Below are 19,728 nucleotides of genomic sequence, written 5' to 3'. Positions count from 1 at the left end.
TACGGTGGGCACCGGGTCCGGTACGACGTCGACGGCACGAGGCGGGGGCAGAGCACACCCATGGCAGAGGGCACGGTCCAGGTGACGCACACCGGCACGTCGCGGTGGCGGCGCCGCACGGGCGAATACGCCTCCCTCGCCGCCGCGCTGGAGGCGGCCGGGGACGGCGACGTCCTCACCGTCGCGCCCGGCACGTACCGCGAGAACCTCGTGGTGACCCGGGCGGTGACGCTGCGGGGACCGGAGGACGGGACGGGACCGGTGCGCATCGCGCCGCCGGACGGGGTGCCGCTGACGCTGCGCGCCTCGGCGATCGTGCGGGACCTGCACATCGAGGGCCAGGACGTGGCGGCCCCGGCGCTGCTCGTCGAGGACGGCACCCCCGAAGTCCTCGACCTGCGGATCATGACGCGCTCGGCCGCCGGGATCGAGGTGCGCGGGCAGGCCAGGCCGACGGTCCGGCGGTGCACGATCGACAACCCGGCGGGCGTGGGCATCGCGGCCGTCGACGGCGCCGGCGGCGTCTTCGAGGAGTGCGAGGTCGTGGCGGCCGGGCAGGCAGGGGTGGCCGTGCGCGGCGGGGCGCACCCCCGGCTCGAACGGTGCCGGGTGCACCACGCCTCCGGCGCCGGGATCGCCGTCACCGGCGAGGGCAGCGGCCTGGAGGGCGTCGGCTGCGAGGTGTACGAGATCAAGGGCGCCGGGCTGCAGATCGCGGGCCGCGCGACCGCGCACCTCGTGGACTCCTCCGTGCACCGCACCTCCGCCGACGGCGTGACCCTGGACACCGACGCCGTGCTCACGCTCTCCGACTGCGACATCCACGACGTGCCGGAGAACGCCGTGGACCTGCGGTCGCGTTCGGTGCTGACGCTCACCCGGTCGACCGTGCGCCGCTTCGGGCGCAACGGCCTGTCGGTGTGGGACCCGGGCACCCGCGTGGACGCCCACCGGTGCGAGATCCACGACAGCACCGGCGACTATCCGGCGGTGTGGGTGAGCGACGGGGCGAGCGCCGTGCTCGACGCGTGCCGGGTGCACGACGTGCCGGACGCCCTGTTCGTGCTCGACCGGGGCTCCCGGGTGGACGTCGTGGACAGCGACCTCACGCAGGTGCGGAACACCGCCGTGTCGGTGAGCGACGGCGCCACCGCCCAGCTCGACGACTGCCGGATCAAGGAGGCGTCCACCGGGGCGTGGTTCCGCGACCACGGCAGCGGCGGCACCCTCGCCAACTGCACGGTGGACACCGTGCAGACGGGCGTCATCGTCACCAAGGGCGCGGACCCCACGGTCGAGCGCTGTGTCGTCACCTCCCCGGCCGAGGCCGGCTTCTACGTGTCGGCGGAGGGCCGGGGGACCTTCCTGGGCTGCCGCGTCACGGGCAGCGGCGGATACGGCTTCCACGTGATGGACGGCTGCCGGACGGTGCTGCGCCGCTGCCGGACCGAGCGGTGCGCGCGGGGCGGGTACGAGTTCCCCGAGGACGGGCCCGTCGTGGAGGACTGCACCGGGGACGAGAGCGCCGTGCGGACGCCGCCGGCGCCCGTTCCCGCGGCTCCGGCACCGGTCCTGACGGCGGCCCGGCACGCCCCCGGCCTGCTCGACGCCCCTCCCCCGCCGCGCACCGCCGCCGCGCCCGCGCCGGCCGCCGTGGCCGCGCCGGTCCCCGCGCCGAGGTCCTCGGACGACGTGCTGGGGGCGCTCGACGCGCTGGTCGGCCTGGACAGCGTGAAGCACGAGGTGCGGACGCTCACCAACATGATCGAGGTGGGCCGCAAACGGCAGGAGGCGGGCCTGAAGGCCGCCTCGGTCCGCCGCCACCTCGTCTTCACCGGCAACCCGGGCACCGGGAAGACGACCGTCGCCCGCCTCTACGGCGAGATCCTCGCCTCGCTCGGCGTCCTGGAGCGCGGCCATCTCGTGGAGGTCTCCCGGGTCGACCTGGTCGGCGAGCACATCGGGTCGACCGCGATCCGCACCCAGGAGGCGTTCGACCGGGCGCGCGGCGGGGTGCTGTTCGTGGACGAGGCGTACGCGCTGTCGCCGGAGGACTCGGGGCGGGACTTCGGGCGCGAGGCGATCGACACGCTGGTGAAGCTGATGGAGGACCACCGGGACGCGGTGGTGGTGATCGTCGCCGGGTACACCGCCGAGATGGAGCGGTTCCTCACCGTCAACCCCGGTGTGGCGTCCCGTTTCTCACGGACCATCAGTTTCGGTGACTACACGCCGGAGGAGTTGCTGCGGATCGTGCGGCAGCAGGCGGACGAGCACGAGTACCGGCTCGCGGAGGGCGCCGACGACGCCCTCCTCGCGTACTTCGAGAAGCTGCCGAAGGGTCCGGCGTTCGGCAACGGGCGGACCGCGCGGCAGACGTTCGAGTCGATGGTGGAACGGCACGCGGGCCGGGTCGCGGTGCTCGCCGAGGCGAGCACCGACGACCTGACCCTGCTCTATCCGGAGGACCTGCCGGAACTGCCCTGATCGGAGCGGCTCGGCCCCGGACCGGCGTCGTCCGGCAGGCCGACGGTGCGCTGCCGGGGCATCGCGGGCAGGAGCCGGTCGAGGAGGGCGGACCGGCAGATCGCGAAGGCCGGGTCGGCCTGGTAGTCGGAGTGGCCGCGGACCGGTTCGGGCAGCGGGTGGGTGTGGGTGCGTCCGTACGCGACCGGGTCGCGCAGCTCCGGTGCGTCGACGGCCGGGCGGCCGTCCTCGGCGGGGACGCGGACGGGGCCGCCGATGGGATCGGTGGCACGGTGCAGATTGGTCCAGCAGCGCACGGCTCGGTGGAGCCCGCGCAGCGCCTCGGCACCGAAGTAGGCCGGGAACCAGCGGCCGTAGAGCCGTTCCAGCGGTGAGCCGTAGGTGAGGAGGGCGACCCGCGCGCGGGTCTCGGTCGGCAGCTGCCAGACGGCCGCGGCGGCGAGGACGCTGCCCTGGGAGTGGCCGGAGATGACGAGCCGGCCGCCGGTGTGCCGGGTCCAGGAGCTCATCCGCCAGGTGAGGTCGGGCACGGCCCGCTCGGCGTAGCAGGGCGGCGCGAAGGGGTGGGCGGCGCGCGGCCAGAAGGTGCCGACGTCCCAGAGGATGCCTATGGTGCGGCGGGCGGAGGCGTCGCGGTAGGCGCGGCGGCCCCAGGTGACGAAGAGCAGGAAGCCGAAGCCGATCATCCAGGAGCCGAGCGCCTGGGTGGTGGAGGCGAGGGCGGCGATCGCGGGAGGAGCACCGGAGAAGGCGCTCCCCGGGACCTCTCCGCTCGTCCAGGCGCCGGCGACGGACGCGGCGCCGAGGAACAGGGCGGTGCCGGCGACGACGCCGATCAGGACGGGCGCGGAGTCGGTGAGCGAGGCGCGGGCGCGGCTGGTGGCGATCTGGCCGGTACGCACCGCGTCGGGGCGCTCGCCGGCGTAGTCCGCCTCGACGGCGGCCCGCAGTCGACGGGTCGCGAGGGCGGTCCGGACGCCGAGGAGGGCGGCGGGCAGGAGCAGCAGCAGGAGCAGGACGGGGATGACGGACGCCTGCCAGGTGAGGAGGACGGGCGGGCCGGCGAGGCGGCCGGTCTCGCCGAGGCGGTCGGCGACCCACTGGGCGACGCCGCCGGACATGACCCCGCCCAGGGCGCAGGCCAGGGTGGCGGTGGCGGGGCCGCCGAGTCCGGCGAGGGCGGTACGGGGGTCGCGCCGGGGCCGCTGGAGCAGCAGGGCGACGGCGCCGAGGGCGACGACGAGACCGCCCTGGGCGACGGTGAGGGCGCCGAAGGCGGCGTTCCCGGGGAGGGTGCCGGCGGAGGTCCAGCCGGGCCGGTCCCAGGCGGTGTGCAGGACGGTCAGGGCGAGCAGGGCGAGCGCGGCGGTGGGGAGCCGGGTGAAGACGGCGCTGTCGACGCGCTGGTCGAGCCGGCGTTCGCTGCGGCCGCGTGCGCAGACCGACCACAGGACGACGGCGGCGGTCGCCAGGAGGGCGGCCCGCAGAGCGAGTCCGGTGGCGGCGAGGGCGCCCGTGTCGTGGCGGGCGGACGCGGCGGCGAGGGCGCCGGCCACGGTGAGGAGGCCGGCGGCGGTGTGCGCGGCGCGCAGCCGGGCGACGAGCCGCCTCCCGTACCAGAATCCGGGCCTTCCGAGCGCCGGCCGCGGGTCCTCGGGCACCGGCCCGGACGGCGCTGTGGCGGGCGGCACGGGTCCGGGCGGGTCCTCGTCGGTGGGCGGACGCTGGGCCTCGTACGCGCTCCAGGTGCGGTGGGAGAGGTACCAGAGGAGTCCGACGAGGGCGGCCGGGAGGGCGGCGGCGAGGGCGAGGCGGCGGCCGGGCGCGGACCACCAGCCACCGCGGTCGGCGGCGAGGAAGCCGAGCCAGGGGCGGCCGTCGGCGCAGCCGGCGGTCCCGGCGCACTGCCAGGCCGTCAGGTCGAGGGCGACCTCGCAGGCGGCGGCGGTGAGCAGGGCGGTGAGCGTGAGGGCGAGGAGGCGGACGAGGACGCCGTAGAGGCGGACCAGTCCCGGACGGCCGGTGGCGGGGGGCCGCATCCAGTGGGCGAGGTTGACGACCATGAACGGCAGGAGCAGCAGCCAGAGGGCGCGGGCGCCGTCGCCGGAGGTGAGGTGGGACCAGACGTACGCCTCCGGAACCGGCCGCGCGGCGTACCGCTCGGGGTGTTCCTCGGCGTCGAGGTCCTCGGCGCGCCGGTGCACGGCGGCGGTGTCGTCTCCGGTGACCCGTACGGTCCTCGGGTCGTCCAGCATCGACTGCGGGGTGGCACCGCCGACCCCGTGGACGAGGAGTTCGAGCGCGGCGCCCCCGTGCTCCGGGGCGGGTGTGGCAGGGGACACTTAGGAGTCCTCCTCGCGGGAGTGGGAGGATGCGACGTCGGCTCCAGGATCGCGGACGAGCGTGTGCCCGCGCACGTCTCTCACCGAATCCGACAGCCATCCCCTCGTCTCCTGCGGAAGGAACGGCCCCGGCGGTGACTGACAATCAGAACCTCCTCGCGGAGCAGCGGCGCGCCCTGATCCTCGACGAGGTGCGGCGGCGCGGCGGCGTACGGGTGAACGAACTGACCCGGCGGCTCGGCGTCTCGGACATGACGATCCGCCGTGACCTGGACGCGCTGGCCCGGCAGGGCATGGTCGCGAAGGTGCACGGCGGGGCCGTTCCGGTGTCGGAGCCGAGCACGCACGAGCCGGGCTTCGAGGCGAAGTCGGTGCTGGAGCCGAGCGCGAAGGACGAGATCGCGCGCGAGGCCGCCTCGCTGGTGCTGCCGGGTTCGGCGATCGCGCTGTCGGGCGGGACGACGACGTACGCGCTGGCGCGGCAGCTCCTCGACGTCCCGGACCTGACCGTGGTGACGAACTCGGTCCGGGTGGCGGACGTCTTCCACGAGGCGCGCCAGACGGCCGGCGAGGGCCGGCGGGCGGCGACGGTGGTGCTGACGGGCGGGGTGCGGACGCCGTCGGACGCGCTGGTGGGCCCGGTGGCGGACCGGGCGGTGCGCTCGCTCCACTTCGACCTGCTCTTCCTGGGCGTGCACGGCCTGTCGGTGGAGGCGGGCCTGTCGACGCCGAACCTGGCGGAGGCGGAGACGAACGGCTGCCTGATCCGGTCGGCGCGCCGCGTGGTGGTGGTCGCGGACCACACCAAGTGGGGGACGGTGGGCCTGAGTTCCTTCGGAACCCTCGACGAGGTGGACACCTGGGTGACCGACCGGGGCATGGCCGCGGAGGTGCGGTCCGAGGTCGCCGAGCACGTGCCGGGACTGCTGGTGGCCGGCGGGACGTCGGGGTGAGCCTCTTCCGGGTGGTGCGCGTGGTGCCGCTGGCCCCGGCGGAGGCGTGGCGGCGGCTGACGGACTGGCCGGCGCACGGCCGGCGGGTGCCGCTGACGCGCACCACGGTCCTGACGTCCGGCCCGAGCCGGGTCGGGACCCGCTTCACGGCCCGCACCGGGATCGGGCGGCTGGGCTTCGACGACCCGATGGAGGTGACGCGCTGGCAGCCGCCGCGCGGCGACGGGCCCGGCCTGTGCCGCCTGGAGAAGTACGGGCGGCCGGTCCGGGGGTGGGCCGAGATCGAGGTCGCTCCCGAGCCCGGCGGCACCCGGGTGGTGTGGACCGAGGACCTGTCGGTGCGCGGACTGCCGCGCGCCTTCGACGGGGTGCTGGCCCGGGCGGGGCGGGCGGTCTTCGGCCGCGCGCTGGACGGCCTGCTGGGGACGCCGACCGGGGACCGGCGGTGACGCGGCTGTCGGGTTCGGGCGGGAGCGCCCGCCGGGGTCAGGGGTGACGAGTCCGTCGCGGACCGGTGCGGCGCCCGACGGCGACGGTGGTGACGGGGCCCCGTCGCGGTCCGGTGGGCGCGCCCGCTGGGGACGGTGGTGACGGGGCCCCGTCGCGGTCCGGTGGGCGCGCCCGCTGGGGACGGTGGTGACGGGTCGGCGGTGGTCCGATAACGGCGCCCGCCGGGGGGCGGTGGTCACCGGGCCGTCGCGGTCCGGTGGGGGCGTCTTTCCGGACGGTGCCGCGCCCGCCGACCACCTTGTCTCGAACGGGCTTTCGCGCTGACGGGTGGTCAGTTAGGGTGCGTCTTCCACTCATCCGGGAGGTCCGGTCCATGCCACGCCGACTGCGGCCGGTGGAGCTCGGCTTCACCGCCACCGCGCCCGTCCGCCTCGCCTTCGAGGCCACCCTCCTGGCGCCGCCGGCGGCGGTCTACCGCTCGATCGCGGTGGAGGTGGGCAGCCTGCCCGCCTGGTTCACCGCGGTCGCCTCGGCGGTCCCGCTCGACGACGGGGCGCGCCGGACGGTACGGCTGCGCGGCGGGGTCCGGTTCGAGGAGACCGTCCTGGCCTCCGAACCGGACCTGCGCTACGCCTACCGGGTCGACCTCACCAACGCGCCCGCGGTCTCCGCGCTGGCCGAGGAGTGGACCCTGGCGCCGGACGGCGCCGGGACCCGGCTGCGCTGGACGATGGCCGCCGACGGCCCCGCCCCTTTCCGCGCCGGGCTGCGGCTCGCCTCCCCCGGCCTCGGCCTGTCCTTCCGCCGCGCCGCCGCCGCGCTGGACCGGCGGCTCACTCCGGCCAGACGCCCGTCGCCAGGAAGCGCTCGATAGCGACGGCGTACGGGGCGATGTCGAGGCCCTGCTCCGCGAGCCACGCGTCCGAGTAGTACTTGTCGAGGTAGCGGTCGCCCGGGTCGCACAACAGGGTGACGACGCTGCCGGTGCGCTCCTCGGCGACCATCTCCGCGACGATCTTGAGGGCGCTCCACAGGCCGGTGCCGGTGGAACCGCCCGCCTTCCGCCCGATCGCGCCCTCCAGGGCGCGGACGGCGGCGACGCTCGCCGCGTCCGGGACCTTCATCATGCGGTCGACGGCGCCGGGCACGAAGCTGGGCTCCATCCGGGGCCGGCCGATGCCCTCGATGCGGGAGCCGCAGTCGGAGGTGGCGTCGGGGTCGTGGTGCACCCAGCCGTCGAAGAAGCAGGAGTTCTCCGGGTCGGCGACGCAGATCCGGGTGTTCTGCTGGGTGTAGTGGACGTAGCGGGCGATGGTGGCAGAGGTGCCGCCGGTGCCGGCGGTGGCGACGATCCAGGCCGGCTCGGGGTACCGCTCCAGGCGCAGCTGCTGGTAGATCGACTCGGCGATGTTGTTGTTGCCGCGCCAGTCGGTGGCCCGCTCGGCGTAGGTGAATTGGTCCATGTAGTGGCCGCCGGTGCGCGCCGCGAGCGCCGCCGCCTCCTCGTACATGGTGCGCGAGTCGTCGACGAAGTGACACTGGCCGCCGTGGAATTCGATGAGCCGGCACTTCTCGGGGCTGGTGGTGCGGGGCATCACGGCGACGAAGGGGACGCCGATGAGCTTCGCGAAGTACGCCTCCGAGACGGCGGTCGAACCGCTGGACGCCTCGATGACGGGCTTGCCGGGCCGGATCCAGCCGTTGCAGAGCGCGTACAGGAAGAGCGAGCGGGCGAGGCGGTGCTTGAGGCTGCCCGTCGGGTGGGTGGACTCGTCCTTGAGGTAGAGGTCGATCCCCCACTTCTCCGGGAGCGGGAAGCGCAGGAGGTGGGTGTCGGCGGAGCGGTTGGCGTCGGCCTGGACCTTGCGGACGGCCTCCTTCAGCCAGGCGCGGTAGGCCGGGTCGGTGCGGTCGACGTCCACGGTGGCCATCGCCCCGCCCGTCTGGGGGGTGCTGCTGGCGGCGGTGCTCAAGGGTGCTCTCCTCGCTGTCCCGCCGGGTCGGAACCCGGCTTCCCGCTCTCGACGATACCGCTCCGACCTGGGCAAACGTTCACTTTGACGGTCCATAGGAACGCCTTGGGGAACACCTGCGCGGGGGTCTCTGGCGTCCGGGCCGACGGCCCGGCACACTGGGAGGGACCGGCAGTCGGAAGGGGTGGATCGCCATGGCGGAACCGGAGTTCAGCGCCCGGGGCGTACGGATCGAGCGGTGGCCGCGCTCGCTGACCCGGGCCGGGGAGGTCCGCATCGAGGACGGCCGGCTCGCGCTGCTCACGAGTTACGGCTCCGAGATCGACAGCGCGCCCGTCAAGGCGGTGCGGGCGGGCCGCCCGTGGTTCGCGAAGGCCGACGAGACGGTGGCGACCGTGAACGGCACGCGCTATCGGCTGACCATGGACGCCGCCGGGGAGGACGACGACCGGGACGCCGAGCAGGCGGGCCGCTTCCTGGCCGCGCTCAGGCGGGCGGGCGGCGCCGAGTGAGGCCCGTGGCGGGGCGCTGACCTGCGGAAGCTCGCGGCGGGTTGCGGCTCGGTGACGGCTGGTTCACGCTGGAACCACCTCACTGAGGGTTCAACGGTGGTGACACTGCGCTCAGTGCGCCGCCCTGACGTACCGCATGACAGATCCGAATCTCCGTTCTTCAGGACTACTTCGGGGAGTCGCAGCCGTGATCAGCGAGCCGAGCAGGTTTTACGCGGTGGAGCTCCAGGCCCTGCCGTCGCGGATCGGTCAGATCCGCAGGATCGTCGCCGCCCATCTGCGTCATTGGCGCCTCGACGCCCTGGTCGATCCCGTCCAACTGGGAGTGACCGAGCTGTTGAGCAATGTGCACCGCCATGCGCAGCCCGACAAGGAGTGCACCGTCGAGCTGGAACTCCTGCTCGACCGGCTGACCGTCTCGGTCCGGGACAACGATCCCCGGATGCCGGTGGCGACGGAGTCGGCCTTCCTCGATCCGTCGGACGAACCGGACGGGCTCGCCACCTCGGGCCGCGGCCTCGCCATCGTCGGGGCGCTCAGCGACAGCTGGGGCGTGCGCCCGTGGGGCGCGAGCGGCAAGGTCGTCTGGTTCACCCTGACGGCACCGCCGCCCACCCCCGGGCCGGCCGCGGTCGGCGCCGAGGCGGGGTTCGGCTTCGAGCTCGGGCTCGACGCGGTGCCGCTCGCCCCGGTCGTCTCGTACAGCCGGCTCGCCGGCGTCCCCGTGGGCACGCCGGCGGAGGCCCCGGCGCTCGCGGCGAGCGGCGCACGCCCCTGAGCCGGGCGCCGGGGCCCGCGGGTCAGACGGTGGCGACCAGCGTCAGGTACGCGATGCCGAGGACGTTCCGGTAGCCGTTCAGCCAGCCGGAGCGCTGCCGGTCGACCCGCTCGCGGGTCTCGGCCGCCAGCGGGTGGTCCGGGTGGGCGGCCAGCCAGAGCTCCGTGTCGTACCGGTAGCCGGACTCGAAGTCCTCCCACTCGTCGCGGCTCGCCGTCTCGATCCACGCCGGGCGGAACCCCGCGGCGATCGCCAGGTCGACGAGCTCGCCCAGCGGGTGGTGGTCGCCGGTGCTCGCGCCGGGCCACATCCCCGCGAGCTCCGCCTCGGTGGGGGTCCGCTCCCAGAAGCCCTCGCCGAGCACGACCAGGCCGCCGGGGCGGACCAGCCGGCGCAGCTCGCGCAGCGCCTGAGCCGGGTCGTGCGGCAGCTCCGGGTCGCACAGCGCCTGGCTGGAGCCGAGGCAGAGGACCGCGTCGACGGGGCCGCGCTCGCTGCCCCGGGCGGACTCCTCGACGAAGGCGACCCGGTCGGCGAGCCCCCGCTCCGCCGCGAGCGCCCGCCCGCGGGCGAGGTCCTCGGCCTCGATGTCGACGCCGATGCCCTTGGCGCCGGGCGCGGCGTCGAGGATCCGCAGCAGCAACTCGCCCCAGCCGCAGCCGATGTCGAGGACGTCGGCCGGGCCGGAGTCGGCGATGCGGCGGACCAGCCGCGCGGCCCGCTCCTCGGAGAGCGGGCCGTGGAAGGTGAGGCTGCCCAGGCGGGGCGGGAGCGGGGCGTCGTCAGAGATCATGGACCGGGACGTTACCCGTCGGCGCCCCGGACGCCCACCCCGTTTTCCGCGGGGTCGCCGGATCGGGCCGGGGCTCCGGCCAGGGCGGTGAGGGGGTCGTCGAGGACCGGCTGCCAGGCCAGTTCGGCCGCACCCACCAGGCTGTTGTGGTCCAGGGTGCAGGGCAGGATCGGGACGCCGCCGCTGCGGCCCCACAGGCTGCGGTCGGCGACGACCGCGCGCAGCCGTTCCGGATCGGCGTCGAGCAGCTCGCGGTGGAGGCCGCCGAGGATGATCCGGTCCGGGTTGAGGATGTTCACCAGGCCGGCCAGGCCCAGGCCGAGACGGTCGATCAGCTCCTCCACCGCCGCCCGCACCCCCGGGTCGTCCGGCGCGGTCCGCAGCAGGTCGCGGGCCTGCTGGAGCAGGGACACCTCCGGGCCCGGCGCCCGGCCGGCCACCGTGAGGAAGGCCAGCGGGTCGGTCTCCACGTCCAGGCAGCCGCGGCCGCCGCAGTGGCACGGCCGGCCCTCCGGGTTGACCGTCAGATGGCCCACCTCCAGGGCGAGCCCCGAACTGCCGGTGTGCAGACGCCCGTCGAGGACGAGCGCCCCGCCGACGCCCCGGTGGCCGGTCGCCACGCACAGCAGGTCGCGGGCGCCGCGCCCGGCGCCGTGCCGGTGCTCGGCGAGCGCGGCGAGGTTGACGTCGTTGGCGGTGAAGGCCGGGCCCTCGATGCCGGCGGCACGGATCCGCTCGGCGAAGATCTCGCGGACCGGCGCCCCGGCCGGCCAGGCCAGGTGGAGCGGGTTGAGCGCGGTGCCCTCGGGCTCGGCGACCGCGGAGGGAACGGCGAGGCCGGCGCCGACGCAGTGCCGCCCGCTCTCGCGGAGCAGCGCCGCGCCCGCGTCCACGACGGCGCCGAGGACCTGCGCCGGGTCGGCCGAGACCGTCACCGAGCCGGGGACGGTGGCGACGAGGGTGCCGCCGAGGCCGATCAGCGCGGCCCGGAACCCGTCCGCGTGGACCTGGGCGGCGAGCGCCACGGGCCCCTTCTCGTCGACGGCGAGCCGGTGCGACGGCCGGCCCTGGGAACCGGCGGCGGCCCCGGGGTTGGAGTCGACCCTGATGAGCCCGAGGGCCTCCAGCTCGGCGGCGACGGCACCGGCGGTGGCCCGGGTGACGCCCAGCTCGGCGGTGAGGACGGCCCGCGTCGGCGCCCGGCCGGTGTGCACCAGCTCCAGCGCGGGGCCGAGCGCGCTGCGCCCCCTGTCCAGCCGAGTACGCGTCGTCGTCGCCTTGCCGTTCATGCGCCCGAGTCTGCCATGATCGGGGCCGCGCTCCGGACCCGGCCGGACCGCTCCCCCGCCCCGGCCACGACGGCCTGACAGGCCCCGGCGGCACGGGCTCCGGCGGCGCGAGGCCCGACCGTGGGGGGCCCGGCAGCGCGGGCCCCGGGCACGCGAGTCCCGGCGGCGCGAGGGCGCCGGGAGGAGCGGGAGCGGCGGGAGCGGCGGAAGCGGCGGAAGCGCGATGCCCGCCTCACGCGCTGGAAGGCCGAGGTGGGCGACTTCTTCGGCGGCGTCGCCCCGGACTCCACCCACGACGGGCTGCGCGCCGTCGCGCACAAGCACCCCGTCTTCCGTGTCACCGCGGCGGGAGACACGCGAGGGCGGGCACGGCCCCGGAGGCCCGCGCCCGCCCTCGTACCCCGGCGGCGGCCGGTCGTCAGAGCGCCCCGGCGGCCTCCTCCGGAGCGGCGGCGTCCTCCTCGTCCTTCCGGGTCACGCCACGGCCCGCCGGACCGACGCCCGAGTCCGTGTCCATGCGCTTGTCGAGCACGTCGAGGGCACGCCGGGCCAGGCCGTTCGAGCGGACCATGCCGCCGAGCGTGGCCGAGCCCCGGGTGATGTCCGCGAACGCCTTCCAGGCCGGCCGCACCCCGGTGATCACCGCGTGCAGCAGTCCCGGACGGCGCTCGAAGACCGCGAGCATCCGCCGCCCGACCGCCATCTCCACCCCGAGCCCCGCCTTGATCGCGAAGGCGTAGTTCAGCGCCTGGCGCCGGGCGTCCACCGCGTCGGCGGCCTCCGCGACCCGGACCGCCCACTCGCCGGCGAGCCGGCCGGAGCGGAGCGCGTACGAGATGCCCTCGCGGGTCCACGGTTCGAGCAGGCCCGCCGCGTCGCCGCAGACGAGGACCCGGCCGCGGGAGAGCGGGGAGTCGTCGGTGCGGCAGCGGGTGAGGTGGCCGGAGGAGAGCGCGGGCTCGAAGCCGGCGAGGCCGAGCCGGGCGACGAAGTCCTCCAGGTACCGCTTGGTCGCGGCGCCCTCGCCGCGCGCCGAGATGACGCCGACCGTGAGGGTGTCGCCCTTGGGGAACACCCAGCCGTAACTGCCGGGCATCGGACCCCAGTCGATGAGGATCCGGCCCTTCCAGTCCTCCGCCACCGACGGCGGCACCGGGATCTCCGCCTCCAGGCCCAGGTCCACCTGGCCGAGCTTCACCCCGACGTGCGCCCCTATCCGGCTGGCGCTGCCGTCCGCGCCGACCACGGCCCGCGCCAGCACCGTCTCGCCGTCGGCGAGCACCACCGCGACCGTCCGCCGGTCGGGCACGGAGGGGCCGTGCTGCTCCACCCGGGTCACGGTCGCGCCGGTGCGCAGCTGGGCGCCGGCCTTCTGGGCGTGCTCGACGAGCTGGGCGTCGAACTCGGGCCGGTTGACGAGGCCGAAGAGCATCCGGCGCGAGCGGCGGGTGCGGGCGAAGCGGCCTTCGAGGGAGAAGGTGACCGCGTGCACCCGGTCCAGGAAGGGGAGTTCGAAGCCGGGCGGCAGGGAGTCGCGGGAGGGGCCGATGATGCCGCCGCCGCAGGTCTTGTACCGGGGCAGTTCGGCCTTCTCCAGGAGCAGCACCCGGCGACCGGCGACCGCCGCGGCGTAGGCGGCCGAGGCGCCGGCCGGGCCGGCGCCGACGACCACGACGTCCCAGACGTCGGACCGGTCGCCGTCCGCCCCGGAACCGGGTTCCTCGACGGGCTCCGCCTCCGGCGCGGCGTCCGCCGCCGCATCCGCCACCGCGTCACCCGAAGCGTCCGTCGCCGCGCCCGCCGACGGGCCGGACGACTCGACCGCCGGGGCCGGATCGCCGGGCGCGAGCGGCTCGATGGGCTCCGGTCCGGCGTTCTCTGCGTTCTCGCTGCTCACGATGTGCTTCTGCTCCTGATCCGACCGGCGTCTGCTTCCCGCATCCTACGGCTCGGTAGGCCTGAGCCCGGTCGTAGGATCGACGGTGCGAACGCCGTACCACCCGATACGCCGTTCGTTCCCCCCGACTCTCAACGTCGCACCCACGAGGAGCGTGCCCATGTCCCCGAATCCGATCGCCGAGACCGTCCGGTCCCTGATGCCTCGCGCGAAGGCCGAGCTGACGGAGCTGGTCGCCTTCGAGTCGGTCGCGGACGAGGCCGTGGCGCCCCGGAGCGAGTGCGAGGCCGCCGCGAACTGGGTCGCCGACGCCCTGCGCGCCGAGGACTTCCAGGACGTGGCGCTGCTCGACACCCCGGACGGTTCGCAGGCGGTCTACGGCATTCTGCCGGGCCCGGCGGACGCTCCGACCGTACTCCTCTACGCCCACTACGACGTGCAGCCGAAGCTCGACGAGTCGGCGTGGCTGACCCCGCCGTTCCAGCTGACGGAGCGGGAGGACGGCCGCTGGTACGGCCGCGGCGCCGCCGACTGCAAGGGCGGCTTCATCCTGCACCTGCTCGCGCTGCGGGCCCTCAAGGCCAACGGCGGCGTGCCGGTGACCGTCAAGATGATCGTCGAGGGCTCGGAGGAGCAGGGCACCGGTGGTCTGGAGAGATACGCCGAGGAGCACCCCGAGCTGCTGGCCGCCGACACCATCGTGGTCGGCGACGCGGGCAACTTCCGCGTCGGTCTGCCGACGGTGACCGCCACCCTGCGCGGCATGACGATGATCCGGGTGCGGATCGACACCCTGGAGGGCAACCTCCACTCGGGCCAGTTCGGCGGCGCCGCTCCGGACGCGCTCGCCGCGCTCATCCGGGTCCTGGACTCGCTGCGGGCCGAGGACGGCTCGACGGTGATCGACGGACTGCCGGCGGACGCCGTGTGGGAGGGCCTCCAGTACCCCGAGGAGCAGTTCCGGGCCGACGCCAAGGTGCTGCCGGGCGTGGACCTGCCGGGCTCCGGGTCGGTCGCCGACCGCATCTGGGCGCGTCCCGCGGTCACCGTCATCGGCATCGACTGCCACCCCGTGGCGGGCGCCACCCCCTCGATCCCGCGCACCGCCCGCGCGCAGCTGAGCCTGCGGGTGCCGCCCGGCCAGGACGCGGCCGAGGCGACCGAGCTGCTCTTCGCCCACATCGAGAAGCACACGCCGTGGAACGCGCGGGTGACCCTGGAGCAGGTCGGCCAGGGCCAGCCGTTCCAGGCGGACACGTCCAGCCCGGCGTACGCGTCGATGGCCGAGGCGATGCGGGTGGCGTACCCCGGCCAGGAGATGCAGGCCGCCGGCATGGGCGGCTCGATCCCGCTGTGCAACACGCTCGCCACCCTCTATCCGGAGGCGGAGATCCTGCTCATCGGCCTGAGCGAGCCGGAGGCGCAGATCCACGCGGTCAACGAGTCCGTGTCCCCGGAGGAGCTGGAGCGGCTCTCCGTCGCCGAGGCGCTGTTCCTGGCGAACTACGCGGAGGCACGCCGGGCCTGACGCGCCGACGGCCGCCGGGGCCCGGCGCCCCCGGCGGCCGTCCGGGCCCGGCCTCGCACGGCCGCCGGGGCCGGTCCTCCCGACCGGTCCCGGCGGCCTTCCGTTTGCGCGCTGGGCGAAGCTCGCCGAGAGCGTAGAAGCCCCCGACGGGCGGATCCGCCGCGTACGTTCGGCGCATGGAAGCCTTCGAGATCACGCCCCGGCTGCACCTGCTCGACCACGGCATCGGGCAGGCGTACCTCTGGCGCGACGACCGCGAACTGACCCTGGTGGACGCCGGCTGGGCCGGCTCGGCGGACGCCACGGACGAGGCGATACGGGCCGCGGGTCTGGACCCGGACCGGCTCGCCCGGATCGTCCTCACCCACGGCCACCGCGACCACGTGGGGGCGGCGCAGGAGCTGGCCGACCGGCACGGCGCCGAGATCGTCGCGCACCGGCTCGACGCGCCCTATGTGCGCGGCGAGCTGCCGATGCCGCTGCCCGACCTCCTGGACTGGGAGCGCCCGATCTGGGACCACGGCCTCACCTGTCCGGAGGCGCCGCCCACCCGGGTGGACCGGGAGGTCGAGGACGGCGAGGAGCTCGGCTTCGGGGACGGGGCGGTCGCGGTGCACGTCCCCGGCCACACCCCCGGCTCGATCGCGATCCATCTCCCCCGTCACGGTGTGCTCTTCGCGGGCGACACGGTGGCGTCGGTGCGGGGCGTGACCTTCGGCGTGATGCACGTGGACCGCGCGCGGGCCCTGGAATCGTTCGGTCGGCTGGCGGAGCTGCGCCCGTCGGTGCTGTGCTGCGGGCACGGGCCCGCGGTGACGGAGAACACGGCGGAGCGGCTCTCGGCGGCCGTGGCGGCGGGCGCCGTCGCACCGGGCTGACGCGTTCCGGATGCACCGGTGGACCGGAGCCGCGCCGCCGATCCGGCCCCACCCCGGGCACGAGGGCGGCAGGGCCCTTCCCGGGCCGGGCCGACGCGGTGTCAGCCCACCGGTACGCCCGCCTCCAGGTTGAGCACCGTGCCGCGTTCGCGGGCGCGCAGGGCCCAGCGGAGGCGGTCGTACCGCACGGGCGGGAGGAGGTCGGCGGCCTCCTCCTCGGTGACGAAGCGCCAGGCGCGCAGTTCGGCGCCGGGGAGCCGGAGCCGGTCACGGTCGCGGGCGGCGAGGCGCCCGCCGTCGAAGAGCAGGCGGAGGCCGCCGAAGCCGGGCGGCTGGGGGCGCTCCCAGTCGACGAGGAGCAGCCGGGGCACGGCGTCGAGTTCGAGGCCGATCTCCTCGGCGACCTCGCGCATCCCGGCGCGGGCGGGTGGTTCGCCGGGCTCGACGACGCCTCCGGGGAACTCCCAGCCGGGTTTGTAGGTGGGGTCGACGAGGAGGAAGCGGTCCTGGTCGTCGAAGAGGAGGACGCCGGCGGCGAGCGTCTCGCGGGTCGGCTCGGGCGTCTGGACGATCCCGCAGGGTGCGGCGAGGCCGCCTTGGACGGCGTCGGCGACGGCCCTGGCCGTCTCGGCGACGGTGAGTCCCGAGCTGTCGACGGCGTGGGCGTCGGCGCCGAGCCAGCCGGCGACGGCCTCCCGGTAGGGCGGCAGGTGGGCGCGGCACCAGCGGCGGACGTCGGCGTCGACCCCGGGGTCGCCGTAGTCGGCGCGGCCGTCGATCCGGGATCGCAGGATCGTTTCCTCGGGTGCCAGGAGCACATGCCGGACATCGATGCGGCGGGCGGCGAGTCCGCCGAAGATCTCGTCCCGGTACTCCTGCCTCAGCAGCGTCATCGGGACGACGAGCACCCCGCCGACCTCGGCGTGCAGGGCGGCCGCGGTGTCCACCACCAGCCGGCGCCAGATCGGCAGGTCCTGGTAGTCGTCCACCTCGGCGAGGCGCTTGTCGGGGAGGAGCCGGCGCAGCGCGGCGCCGGTCGCCTCGGGGTCGTACAGCGTGCTGTGCGGGATCAGTCCGACCAGTTCGCGCGCGGTGCTCGACTTGCCCGCGCCGAAAGCACCGTTGATCCAGACGATCACGATTCCCCCCTCATCGACGGCCCCCTGTGGCTTGCCCGCAACACCCTGCCACGGAAACCACGAACACACGTCCGGGGCCGAGCCGTAACGCTTCGGGGCCTGAGCTCGTTGAGAACGGCGAGCACGAGGGGGTGCGAGATGGACCGTACGGTTCTGAAGCGGTTTCCCGCGGGCGGACCGCGAGGGCACTGGCCCGCCGAGGAGTACGCGGGCGCGCGCCGCGACGAGGGAGTGCCGGCCCGGGTGGTGATGGACCTGGCGTCGGACACCTTCCTGGTCGTGGTGGAACAGCGCGCGCCGCGGCGGACGGAGCCCCGGCCCGCTCCCGTACGCGAGTGACCGCCGCACCGGCCGCACCGCCCGTGCGTACGCCCGGCCCCGACCGACGCGGCCCGGCCGGCGCAGCCCGGCGGTCCCGGGTGAACGGTGGTCCGGGGAGCGCGCCCAGGTGGGGGCCCGGTGAGGGCGCCCGGCGGTCCCGGGTGAACGCGCCCGGCGGTCCCGGGTGAACCCCCCGGTCGGCCCGGTCCCACGTCTCCCCGCGCGTACGGCGGCCGGTCAGTGGGGTTCGCGGGTCGCGGCGGCCGCGCCCAGGAGGCCCGCGTCGGTGCCGGTGGCGGCGGGGACGACGGCCAGGTCGCGGGCGAAGGAGAGGGTGGCGTAGTCGGCGAGGGCGCGGCGCAGCGGGGCGAAGAGGACCTCGCCCGCGCCGGCGACTCCGCCGCCGATCACCGCGATGTCGACCTCGACGAGGTGCGCGGTGGCGGCGATGCCGGCCGCGAGGGCGCGGGCGGCCCGTTCGAAGGCGGCGACCGCGGCCGGGTGGCCGGCGCGCGCGGCCCCGGCCACCGCGGCGGCGGAGGCGTCGCCGTCGGGGCCGGGCCGCCAGCCGCCGTCGAGGGCGTGCCGGGCGATGTGCGGACCGCTGGCGAGGCGTTCGACGCAGCCGCGGCCGCCGCAGGCGCAGGGGGCTCCGTCCAGGTCGACGCTGAGGTGGCCGATGTGGCCGGCGTTCCCGGTGGGGCCGGGGTGGAGGCGGCCGCCGAGGACGAGGCCGCCGCCGACGCCGGTCGAGACGACGAGGCCGAGGGCGTCGGTGTGACCGCGGGCGGCGCCGAGCCAGTGCTCGGCGGCCGTCATGGCGACGCCGTCGCCGACGAGGGTGACCGGCCGGCCGCCCGCATGCTCCCGGACCCGCTCGACCAGGGGGAAGCCGCGCCAGCCCGGCACGTTGACGGGGCTGACGGTGCCCCGGGCGGCGTCGACCGGGCCCGCGCTGCCGATGCCCACGGCCTCGGCGGCGGCCCAGGCCGGGGAGGTCGCGAGCGCGTCGAGCACCGCGCCGACCGCGCCGAAGACGGTCTCCGCGTCCTCCCCCGCCGGGGTCGGCCGCTGCGTCCGGGCCAGGATCCGCCCGTCGACGTCGACCAGCGCCCCGGCGATCTTGGTGCCCCCGACGTCGAGCGCGGCGACGGGTGCGGAGGCGGGGCGGGGAGCGGGCGCGGTGGGCATGGGCCTCAGGTTCTCACGGGGCCGTTCGGCGGCCTCGGGCCCGTACCGGAAAGCGCTGGGATGACAACGTTTTCGACGCTCTATGCTCGGTCGACAGCGCATGATCCGCCGGTGGCCGCCCCCGCCGGCGCCCCCACCAGGAGGATTCCCGCACCGTGGCCGACACCACCCGCCCCGAGCCCCGCTACGGCAACCGGCCCACGATGAAGGACGTCGCCGCCCGGGCGGGCGTCGGCCTGAAGACGGTCTCGCGGGTCGTGAACGGCGAGCCGGGGGTCACGCCGGAGACCGAGGGGCGGGTCCGCGAGGCCATCGACGCGCTCGGCTTCCGCCGCAACGACAGCGCCCGGGTCCTGCGGAAGGGCCGGACGGCGACCGTCGGACTCGTCCTGGAGGACCTGGCCGACCCGTTCTACGGGCAGCTCAGCCGCGCCGTGGAGGAGGTCGCGCGGGCCCACGGCACGCTGCTGATCAACGGCTCCAGCGCGGCGGACCCCGGCCGGGAGCAGGAGCTGGCGCTGACGCTCTGCGCGCGCCGGGTGGACGGGCTGATCGTCATCCCGGCCGGGGACGACCACCGGTATCTGGAGCCGGAGATGCGTGCGGGCGTGGCCACGGTCTTCGCCGACCGGCCGGCCGGGCTCCTCGACGCGGACGCCGTCCTCTCGGACGGCTTCGGCGGCGCCCGGGAGGGCGTGGCCCACCTGATCGCCCGCGGTCACCGGCGGATCGGCTTCGTGGGCGACCGGCCGCGGATCCACACGGCGGCGGAGCGGCTGCGCGGCTACCGGGCGGCGATGGAGGACGCGGGGCTGCCGGTGGACGAGCGGTGGGTGGCGTCGGGGCCCACCGATCCGGAGCGGGTGGCGGCGGCGCTCACCGGGATGCTGTCCGGCCCCGAGCCGGTGACGGCGCTCTTCGCGGGCAACAACCGGGTCACCGTCACCGCCGTCCGGGTGCTCGCCGGGCGGTCCGGCGAGCACCCGGTGGCGCTGGTCGGCTTCGACGACGTCGAGCTCGGCGACGTCCTGGGCGTCACGGTGATCGCGCAGGATCCGGTGGCGCTCGGCCGGACGGCCGCCGAGCTGCTCTTCCGGCGGCTCGACGGGGCCGCGGGGGCGCCCCGCCGGGTCGTCATCGGGACGCGGCTCCTCGCCCGGGGTTCGGGCGAGGTCCCGCCGCCGCCGTCCGGCTGAG

Annotated in this window: 17 protein-coding genes; 10 read left to right on the top strand and 7 right to left on the bottom strand. The window is 75.9% G+C overall.

Annotated features, from left to right (window positions below; genetic code table 11):
* The first annotated feature begins 60 nt into the window (after positions 1-60).
* Positions 61-2,487 carry a right-handed parallel beta-helix repeat-containing protein gene (locus tag ACFZCF_RS30985; RefSeq protein ID WP_391290392.1) on the top strand — a complete coding sequence of 809 codons (2,427 nt, stop codon included), beginning with the start codon at positions 61-63 and terminating at the stop codon, positions 2,485-2,487.
* Here the strand turns inward: ACFZCF_RS30985 and ACFZCF_RS30980 are convergent.
* Positions 2,457-4,829 carry a hypothetical protein gene (locus ACFZCF_RS30980; RefSeq protein WP_391290390.1) on the bottom strand — a complete coding sequence of 791 codons (2,373 nt, stop codon included), beginning with the start codon at positions 4,827-4,829 and terminating at the stop codon, positions 2,457-2,459. The two genes, ACFZCF_RS30985 and ACFZCF_RS30980, sit on opposite strands and share 31 nt — an antisense overlap.
* A gap of 134 nt (positions 4,830-4,963) precedes the next feature.
* On the opposite strand from ACFZCF_RS30980, the gene ACFZCF_RS30975 reads away from it, so the two are divergent.
* The 3 genes from ACFZCF_RS30975 to ACFZCF_RS30965 all read left to right on the top strand — a co-directional run bounded on the left by ACFZCF_RS30975 (position 4,964) and on the right by ACFZCF_RS30965 (position 7,106).
* Positions 4,964-5,782 (top strand): DeoR/GlpR family DNA-binding transcription regulator, encoded by an 819-nt coding sequence (locus ACFZCF_RS30975; protein ID WP_388449761.1) that lies wholly within the window; start codon positions 4,964-4,966, stop codon positions 5,780-5,782.
* On the top strand, positions 5,779-6,231 hold the full coding sequence (locus ACFZCF_RS30970) for an SRPBCC family protein (protein WP_391290387.1): 453 nt from the start codon (positions 5,779-5,781) through the stop codon (positions 6,229-6,231). The genes ACFZCF_RS30975 and ACFZCF_RS30970 overlap by 4 nt, the downstream gene beginning before the upstream one ends.
* A gap of 374 nt (positions 6,232-6,605) precedes the next feature.
* Positions 6,606-7,106: an SRPBCC family protein gene (locus ACFZCF_RS30965; protein ID WP_391290386.1), complete on the top strand. Its 501-nt coding sequence runs from the start codon at positions 6,606-6,608 to the stop codon at positions 7,104-7,106.
* On the opposite strand, the gene ACFZCF_RS30960 is transcribed toward ACFZCF_RS30965, so the two are convergent.
* The gene (locus ACFZCF_RS30960; RefSeq protein WP_388449846.1) at positions 7,066-8,163 is read right to left on the bottom strand and encodes a PLP-dependent cysteine synthase family protein; all 1,098 of its coding nucleotides are present in this window, start codon (positions 8,161-8,163) and stop codon (positions 7,066-7,068) included. The two genes, ACFZCF_RS30965 and ACFZCF_RS30960, sit on opposite strands and share 41 nt — an antisense overlap.
* 236 nt (positions 8,164-8,399) lie before the next feature.
* Here ACFZCF_RS30960 and ACFZCF_RS30955 point away from each other — a divergent pair, with 236 nt between their 5' ends.
* Together ACFZCF_RS30955 and ACFZCF_RS30950 are read left to right on the top strand one after the other, a co-directional pair.
* Positions 8,400-8,717: a hypothetical protein gene (locus ACFZCF_RS30955; protein ID WP_388449764.1), complete on the top strand. Its 318-nt coding sequence runs from the start codon at positions 8,400-8,402 to the stop codon at positions 8,715-8,717.
* A gap of 187 nt (positions 8,718-8,904) precedes the next feature.
* On the top strand, positions 8,905-9,495 hold the full coding sequence (locus tag ACFZCF_RS30950) for an ATP-binding protein (protein WP_391290385.1): 591 nt from the start codon (positions 8,905-8,907) through the stop codon (positions 9,493-9,495).
* Between the two features lie 22 nt (positions 9,496-9,517).
* Here ACFZCF_RS30950 and ACFZCF_RS30945 read toward each other — a convergent pair whose 3' ends face one another.
* The 3 genes from ACFZCF_RS30945 to ACFZCF_RS30935 form a co-directional block, all read right to left on the bottom strand.
* On the bottom strand, positions 9,518-10,288 hold the full coding sequence (locus ACFZCF_RS30945; protein WP_388449766.1) for an SAM-dependent methyltransferase: 771 nt from the start codon (positions 10,286-10,288) through the stop codon (positions 9,518-9,520).
* An 11-nt stretch (positions 10,289-10,299) separates the two neighbouring features.
* On the bottom strand, positions 10,300-11,577 hold the full coding sequence (locus tag ACFZCF_RS30940; protein ID WP_391290382.1) for an ROK family protein: 1,278 nt from the start codon (positions 11,575-11,577) through the stop codon (positions 10,300-10,302).
* 418 nt (positions 11,578-11,995) lie between these two features.
* Positions 11,996-13,474: a geranylgeranyl reductase family protein gene (locus ACFZCF_RS30935; RefSeq protein ID WP_391290381.1), complete on the bottom strand. Its 1,479-nt coding sequence runs from the start codon at positions 13,472-13,474 to the stop codon at positions 11,996-11,998.
* A 160-nt stretch (positions 13,475-13,634) separates the two neighbouring features.
* On the opposite strand from ACFZCF_RS30935, the gene ACFZCF_RS30930 reads away from it, so the two are divergent.
* Complete coding sequence (locus ACFZCF_RS30930) at positions 13,635-15,002, top strand: dipeptidase (RefSeq protein ID WP_388449769.1); 1,368 nt, start codon at positions 13,635-13,637, stop codon at positions 15,000-15,002.
* 176 nt (positions 15,003-15,178) lie between these two features.
* On the top strand, positions 15,179-15,880 hold the full coding sequence (locus tag ACFZCF_RS30925) for an MBL fold metallo-hydrolase (protein ID WP_391290379.1): 702 nt from the start codon (positions 15,179-15,181) through the stop codon (positions 15,878-15,880).
* A gap of 101 nt (positions 15,881-15,981) precedes the next feature.
* On the opposite strand, the gene ACFZCF_RS30920 is transcribed toward ACFZCF_RS30925, so the two are convergent.
* Positions 15,982-17,019 carry an NUDIX domain-containing protein gene (locus ACFZCF_RS30920; protein WP_391290376.1) on the bottom strand — a complete coding sequence of 346 codons (1,038 nt, stop codon included), beginning with the start codon at positions 17,017-17,019 and terminating at the stop codon, positions 15,982-15,984.
* Positions 17,020-17,157: 138 nt separating this feature from the next.
* Here ACFZCF_RS30920 and ACFZCF_RS30915 point away from each other — a divergent pair, with 138 nt between their 5' ends.
* A complete protein-coding gene (locus ACFZCF_RS30915; protein WP_388449772.1) occupies positions 17,158-17,358 on the top strand; it encodes a hypothetical protein in 201 nt (66 codons plus the stop codon).
* A 219-nt stretch (positions 17,359-17,577) separates the two neighbouring features.
* Here ACFZCF_RS30915 and ACFZCF_RS30910 read toward each other — a convergent pair whose 3' ends face one another.
* Positions 17,578-18,531 (bottom strand): ROK family protein, encoded by a 954-nt coding sequence (locus ACFZCF_RS30910; RefSeq protein ID WP_391290374.1) that lies wholly within the window; start codon positions 18,529-18,531, stop codon positions 17,578-17,580.
* A gap of 155 nt (positions 18,532-18,686) precedes the next feature.
* Between ACFZCF_RS30910 and ACFZCF_RS30905 the strand changes: the two genes are divergently transcribed.
* The gene (locus ACFZCF_RS30905; RefSeq protein WP_391290372.1) at positions 18,687-19,727 is read left to right on the top strand and encodes a substrate-binding domain-containing protein; all 1,041 of its coding nucleotides are present in this window, start codon (positions 18,687-18,689) and stop codon (positions 19,725-19,727) included.
* The last annotated feature ends 1 nt before the right edge of the window (position 19,728 follow it).

The sequence above is a fragment of the Streptomyces sp. NPDC007945 genome, from assembly GCF_042958885.1.
Classification (GTDB): Bacteria; Actinomycetota; Actinomycetes; order Streptomycetales; family Streptomycetaceae; genus Streptomyces.
The sequence above is the reverse complement of the archived record's forward strand: the minus strand, read 5'-3'. Positions and strand labels throughout refer to the sequence as shown.

Coding starts and splice junctions, on each gene's coding strand:
- ACFZCF_RS30985 (WP_391290392.1), top strand. CDS start 61: ATGGCAGAGGGCACGGTCCAGGTGACGCACACCGGCACGTCGCGGTGG.
- ACFZCF_RS30965 (WP_391290386.1), top strand. CDS start 6,606: ATGCCACGCCGACTGCGGCCGGTGGAGCTCGGCTTCACCGCCACCGCG.
- ACFZCF_RS30960 (WP_388449846.1), bottom strand. CDS start 8,163: ATGGCCACCGTGGACGTCGACCGCACCGACCCGGCCTACCGCGCCTGG.
- ACFZCF_RS30955 (WP_388449764.1), top strand. CDS start 8,400: ATGGCGGAACCGGAGTTCAGCGCCCGGGGCGTACGGATCGAGCGGTGG.
- ACFZCF_RS30945 (WP_388449766.1), bottom strand. CDS start 10,288: ATGATCTCTGACGACGCCCCGCTCCCGCCCCGCCTGGGCAGCCTCACC.
- ACFZCF_RS30940 (WP_391290382.1), bottom strand. CDS start 11,577: ATGAACGGCAAGGCGACGACGACGCGTACTCGGCTGGACAGGGGGCGC.
- ACFZCF_RS30930 (WP_388449769.1), top strand. CDS start 13,635: ATGTCCCCGAATCCGATCGCCGAGACCGTCCGGTCCCTGATGCCTCGC.
- ACFZCF_RS30925 (WP_391290379.1), top strand. CDS start 15,179: ATGGAAGCCTTCGAGATCACGCCCCGGCTGCACCTGCTCGACCACGGC.
- ACFZCF_RS30915 (WP_388449772.1), top strand. CDS start 17,158: ATGGACCGTACGGTTCTGAAGCGGTTTCCCGCGGGCGGACCGCGAGGG.
- ACFZCF_RS30910 (WP_391290374.1), bottom strand. CDS start 18,531: ATGCCCACCGCGCCCGCTCCCCGCCCCGCCTCCGCACCCGTCGCCGCG.